4 protein-coding genes are annotated in these 5,118 nt (G+C 60.7%); 3 read left to right on the forward strand and 1 reads right to left on the reverse strand.

Annotated features, from left to right (window positions below; translation table 11 throughout):
• The first annotated feature begins 124 nt into the window (after positions 1–124).
• Genes HHL27_RS22000 through HHL27_RS22010 form a run of 3 tightly spaced genes read left to right on the forward strand, consistent with a single transcriptional unit; the run spans position 125 to position 3,593 of the window.
• A complete protein-coding gene (locus HHL27_RS22000; RefSeq protein WP_026149763.1) occupies positions 125–1,672 on the forward strand; it encodes a tyrosine-type recombinase/integrase in 1,548 nt (515 codons plus the stop codon).
• Entirely contained in the window at positions 1,666–2,580 is a 915-nt protein-coding gene (locus HHL27_RS22005) for a tyrosine-type recombinase/integrase (protein ID WP_019053427.1), read from the forward strand. The genes HHL27_RS22000 and HHL27_RS22005 overlap by 7 nt, the downstream gene beginning before the upstream one ends.
• Entirely contained in the window at positions 2,577–3,593 is a 1,017-nt protein-coding gene (locus tag HHL27_RS22010) for a tyrosine-type recombinase/integrase (RefSeq protein WP_019053426.1), read from the forward strand. Before HHL27_RS22005 ends, HHL27_RS22010 begins: the two co-directional genes overlap by 4 nt.
• Here the strand turns inward: HHL27_RS22010 and HHL27_RS22015 are convergent.
• On the reverse strand, positions 3,583–5,118 hold a 1,536-nt coding region (locus HHL27_RS22015; RefSeq protein ID WP_169495505.1), incomplete at its 5' end, for a hypothetical protein. The genes HHL27_RS22010 and HHL27_RS22015 overlap by 11 nt on opposite strands.

Raw genomic sequence — 5,118 nt, forward strand, 5'->3', positions numbered from 1 at the left:
TATTCTTTGCAGTCGCAGTTTATGTCGAGCGTGGTGGCGGGAGGCGCAGGTTTCCTTCGGTTTTCCATGATTTCACTCCAGATAATTACGGTTCCCTCGACCTCAACAAGTCGAAGGAACCAACATGCGATCAAGATCATCATTGCCGTTTCGAGCGGCCCCGCTCCGGGTCGAAGACCCGCCCAGTCACGGCACCCTTCTCACCACATTCCTCTCCTCTCAGTCGCTCGACGAGAAGTCAGGCTGTGCGGTTCTGTATGGCGCGGCGGTCCGCCATTTCCTGCATTGGCTGGGCCTGCATAGGATCGCCATCCGCACGATTGACGATCGGGCTGTCCGGCGGTTCGAAAAGCATGGGTGCCGGTGCCACCGGTATTCGGCGCAGCAAGCGCACTACAAGGCTGACCAAGCAGCAAGGGTCAGGCGCTTCGTCCGGTTCCTGGAAGATCAAGGCTACGTCGAAGTCGACGACGGGATCGACGATCTGCCACGGCACCTCGCCGACTATTCCGATGCGATCGATCGCCTGCAACTTGCCGAGGGACCGGCACAGGCCTATCGGTCCGAGGCCGAGCATTTCGTGGCCTGGCTTCGCATGGCGCGGCGCCAATGGATCGATATCGATGACACGATCATCGACCACTATGCAGCGCATGATTGCCGATGCCCGGTCTGGCGCAAGCGGGGCAAGTTGGTCGCAACGGGCACCAAGCGGCGGCGGCGATGCGCACGGCACTTCGTCGAGTTCCTGCGAGGCCGGGGCGCCATCCCATTGGTTGAACCGGTGGCGGACGATGACCCGCACATGTCGGCTTACTTGGCATGGCTCAAGCAACACCGCGGCGCCACGGACGAGACGATCCGGCGCTACCGGACCGATATCAGACGGCTCATGCCAATGCTGGGCGAGCCTTCGCAATGGGATGCCGCCGGACTCAGGAGCGCATTCCAACGACGAAGCAAGGAGACGCCGGGGTCGGCATCGCTGCTCGTCACGATAATGAGGAGCTACATCCGGTTTCTGGTCGTGCGTGGCGAGTGCCGGCCGGCATTGTTGCATGCAGTTCCATCAGTACAGCGCTACCGCCTTTCGACGCTGCCGCGCCACGTCGACCCGGCAACGATCGAGAGGATCATTGCGGCCTGTCCGACAGATCGTCCGGTGGAAGTCCGGGACAAGGCCATCATTCTCCTGCTCGCCAGGCTCGGCCTGCGGGCTGCCGATATTCAGAACATGCGTCTCGACGACATCGACTGGCGATCCGGCCACCTGACGGTCAAGGGCAAGACGCGTCGACCGGACCGCCTGCCATTGCCGCAGGATGTTGGCGACGCGATCCTGGCATATCTTGCGGCAGCCCGCCCGAAGGCCGCCGAAGAGCATCTGTTCCTGCGTGCACAAGCACCGTTTCGGCCATTCCGCTCGTCCGCTGAGATAGCGGGCATCGTCGCTCGTACGCGCGACCGCGGTGGGATCGAAGGAGTGCCGACCGGGTCGCACATATTCCGGCATTCGCTTGCCACCAACCTGCTGCGCGCGGGCGCAGGCCTGGAGTCCGTCGGGACCATCCTGCGTCACAGCTCGCCCGAGACCACTGCCATCTACGCCAAGGTCGATCTGCCGATGCTCATGAAGATCGCGCAGCCCTGGCCGGGAGAACAGTCATGCTGAACATCCACATTTCCAGATACGTGGCGCTGCATCGCAGCCTCGGGCTGAAGTTCTCTGAACAGGAACGCATGCTGCGCCTGTACGCCGCCTACGCCGGGGGTTTCGGCGATCGGCACACTCAGGTCCAGCGCATCTACGACTGGTGCCATACGTCGAGCTCACAATATGTGGCCCGCCGGAGGTTCGACACCGCACGTAACTTCAGCCTTTTCGCTCACGCCGAAGATTCAGGCCACGAAGTTCCGCCTGCCGGCGTCTTCGGTCGGGGCAAGCGGCCACGCCCGACGCCGACCATCATTGAGCCGGACCAGGTGCGGGCGATCATGACTGCTGCATTGGACGTTCCACCCCAAGGCACGATCAGCCCACACACGTACCATTACCTGTTCGGGCTGCTGGCGGCGACAGGTCTCCGGATTTCCGAGGCCCTCGCATTACAATGCAAAGATCTGGTCGAGGATGGCCTGATCGTCCGCAACGGCAAGTTTGGCAAGCAGCGGCTGATTGCCTTGCAGCCATCGACGCGCCAAGCACTCGAAGCCTATCTCGCCCTCCGCGAGAAGCACGCGGCCAGGGGCAACGACCTGTTCGTCACTATCCGGGGACGGGCACCGCACAAGGTGCGCGCCCACGTCGTGTTCGTCAGATTGGCCCGGCAGCTCGGATATCGTGGACCAACCGGTACGGCGGGCATGCGACTCCACGATCTGCGGCACACCTTCGCTGTCCGTTCCCTTGAGTCCTGCCCACCTGACAGGGAGGCCATCGCTCACCACATGGCCGGTCTCAGTGTCTATCTGGGGCACGCGTCGGTCGCCAACACGTACTGGTATCTCGAGGCCACTCCGGTGCTGCTGCGCGACATTGCGGCTGCGAGCGAGCAGCTTTACCGGGGAGAGGCGGCATGACGGCGCTCGCTCCGCATCTCTCGGCATACCTGCGTGAGCATCTGCCACGCGAACGTGCTGTCAGCCCGCACACAGTGAAGACTTATGCCAACTGCTTCGTCCTCCTCGTTCAGTTCGCTGCCGATCGGCTGAAGCGTCGGCCGACCGATCTTGAGATCGAGGATCTCGGCCCCGACATGATCATGGCTTTCCTGGACCATGTCGAGACCGGGCGCGGCAGCTGTGTGCGGACCCGCAATGGCAGGCTCGCCGCGATCCGGTCCTTCTTCCGGTACATCGAGTATCGGATTCCGGCCTGCCTGGATCTGGCCCTCCGCGTCAGATCGATCCCGACCAAGAAGACCGACAAGGCGCTGATCGACTACCTCGACCGGGCCGAGATCAAGGCTTTGCTCGATGCCCCGGATCCCCGGACACGCCTTGGCACCCGCGATCGCGCGATGCTGCATCTGGCCTATGCCGGCGGGCTGAGAGTGTCGGAACTCGTAACGCTGCAGCTGCGCGATTTCCCGGACCGCTCCCTGTCCACCGTGCACATCATGGGCAAGGGTCGGCGTGAACGGGTCCTGCCGCTCTGGAAAGAGACCCAGTTCGTATTGCGCGCGTGGCTTGCGATACGGCCCGACGCGCAAGCTGCCGAGATATTCCTCAATGCCAACGGGCAGCCCATGACCCGCGACGGATTTGCGTTCCGTTTGGCCGAGCACGTCAAGACCGCGGCAACGAAGCAGCCGTCGATCCTTGGCAAGCGGGTTACGCCGCACGTGCTGCGGCATTCCTGTGCGATGCACACGCTCGCGGCGACCGGGGACATTCGCAAGGTTGCATTGTGGCTCGGCCACGCCAGCATCCAGAGCACCGAGACCTATTTGCGCGCCGATCCCGAGGAGAAGCTGCAAATCCTCGCGGCTCACGGCGCACCCGCCATCAGGCCCGGGCGCTTCAAGCCGCAAAGCGACGATCTACTATCAATGCTTCAGGAAATACGTGCAGGAGGTCATGTCAAAATTTGACACAGGTCCGCATCGCAGTTCGAAGCGCCAGTGGCGCTCCCGCCAACAAAGCTTCGCCTTCGAGGCGGCCGTTGATGCGTAGCATAACCGAACCGTTTTGACGGAGAAGCATCGGAATGAGTTGGGAACCAGTGAGGTTGGCCTGCCAAAACGTGCTCTGAGCGTTCGCGCGGCCGGTCGGAATGTCAATTAATCGACCAGCAAAATTCCATGTAACCGTAACGCGCGGCACCGTCGCGGGCTTGTTAAGGAGCATGGCCATCATGGGGCGGTTGCCTTCACAAAACAGGCTAAACGACTTGATGTTTGGCGAAGCAGCTACATCGACATAGGCCATTGGGGCGCGACCTTGGACCGGCACGACCTCCCAAGCAGTCCCAGGCAGCGGCACTGCGTCCTCAGGTGGGCTGTCCATAAGCAGGCGAGCAATGTCCTGGGGCACGGGCAAGCGGCCTCCTTGAGGCGCATAGACCGTCAACTTTCCCTTTTCCCAAAGGCCAATTTGAACAGCACGGCGATTTGCATCAAGCAAAACATAGGCTTGCTCTACACCGCCTTGATGCGGCGCATTTCCCGTAACCCAATAGAGAGATCCTTGTCGTTGGAGACCGGATATCGCCGAAAGATTGCTGGCCAGCAGGTCTATTTTGCGGCCCAAACGCGAACGTATCGCGTCAGCTATCGGACCACTTGTCAAAAGATCTATTCCGTTGGGATCGGAATCACTTTGGAATTTTCCTATGGAACTCGCAAGATTGGTCCAGGCTAGCGGCGTCGGTTTTCCCAAGACTGGCCTTGCTTGCAGAGGTGCTTTTGAAGCAGCAGATGCCGGCCCAGACCCCTTGCACAAGAGCAGTGGGGATTGCGACACGAGCGCTGACTTGAACGGATCCAGGCGCTGTCCAGGCGCGACGTCTGCTTCAAGGCGGACTACGCCTCGCTTTTCGTCGTCATTGACCGTCAAGATCACGCGTCCGAAATCGTTGGCATTGACAGGAAAAGGAAAAAAGACCGCGCTAACGCCTTCATAGGTCGGGCCAAGAAACGAAGCCGCGTACTCAAACCGGGTGCTTTTTACAGTCTGACCAGACGCTTTGAAAGTAAAGCCGGTTTCGTTGATCTCAAGGCTCGCCCCTCGAGAGCAATCGCCACGCGGCGCATACGAGCCATAGCTTCCTTCGAGATCCATGCCTTTTAATGACGTCAATGTCACTGCGCCTGCGACGCCGGGCAAGCCCAGAAAAATCCCTGCGAGAAAAACGATAATGGGGCGCTTGGGCAGTTTGTTCGGCATGGCAGATCTCCATGGCGGACAGCCTTGCATCGGGACCTCGATTGAAAGCGACGAACGACTGCCTCGGGGATTTTCTACAACCTGCACCATTCCAGCGGTGCCGACAATCCTAACGGCCCCAGCATTCAACCTTGTCAGGCAATTATCTGGAGTGAAATCATGGAAAACCGAAGGAAACCTGCGCCTCCCGCCGCCACGCTCGACATAAACTGCGACTGCAAAGAAGCCATC

Source organism: Novosphingobium olei, assembly GCF_012927405.1.
In the GTDB taxonomy this organism is placed as follows: Bacteria; Pseudomonadota; Alphaproteobacteria; order Sphingomonadales; family Sphingomonadaceae; genus Novosphingobium; species Novosphingobium olei.

Bases quoted from the DNA above. Each gene is read 5' to 3' on its own strand.
- HHL27_RS22005 (WP_019053427.1), top strand. From the start codon at position 1,666: ATGCTGAACATCCACATTTCCAGATACGTGGCGCTGCATCGCAGCCTC.
- HHL27_RS22000 (WP_026149763.1), top strand. From the start codon at position 125: ATGCGATCAAGATCATCATTGCCGTTTCGAGCGGCCCCGCTCCGGGTC.
- HHL27_RS22010 (WP_019053426.1), top strand. From the start codon at position 2,577: ATGACGGCGCTCGCTCCGCATCTCTCGGCATACCTGCGTGAGCATCTG.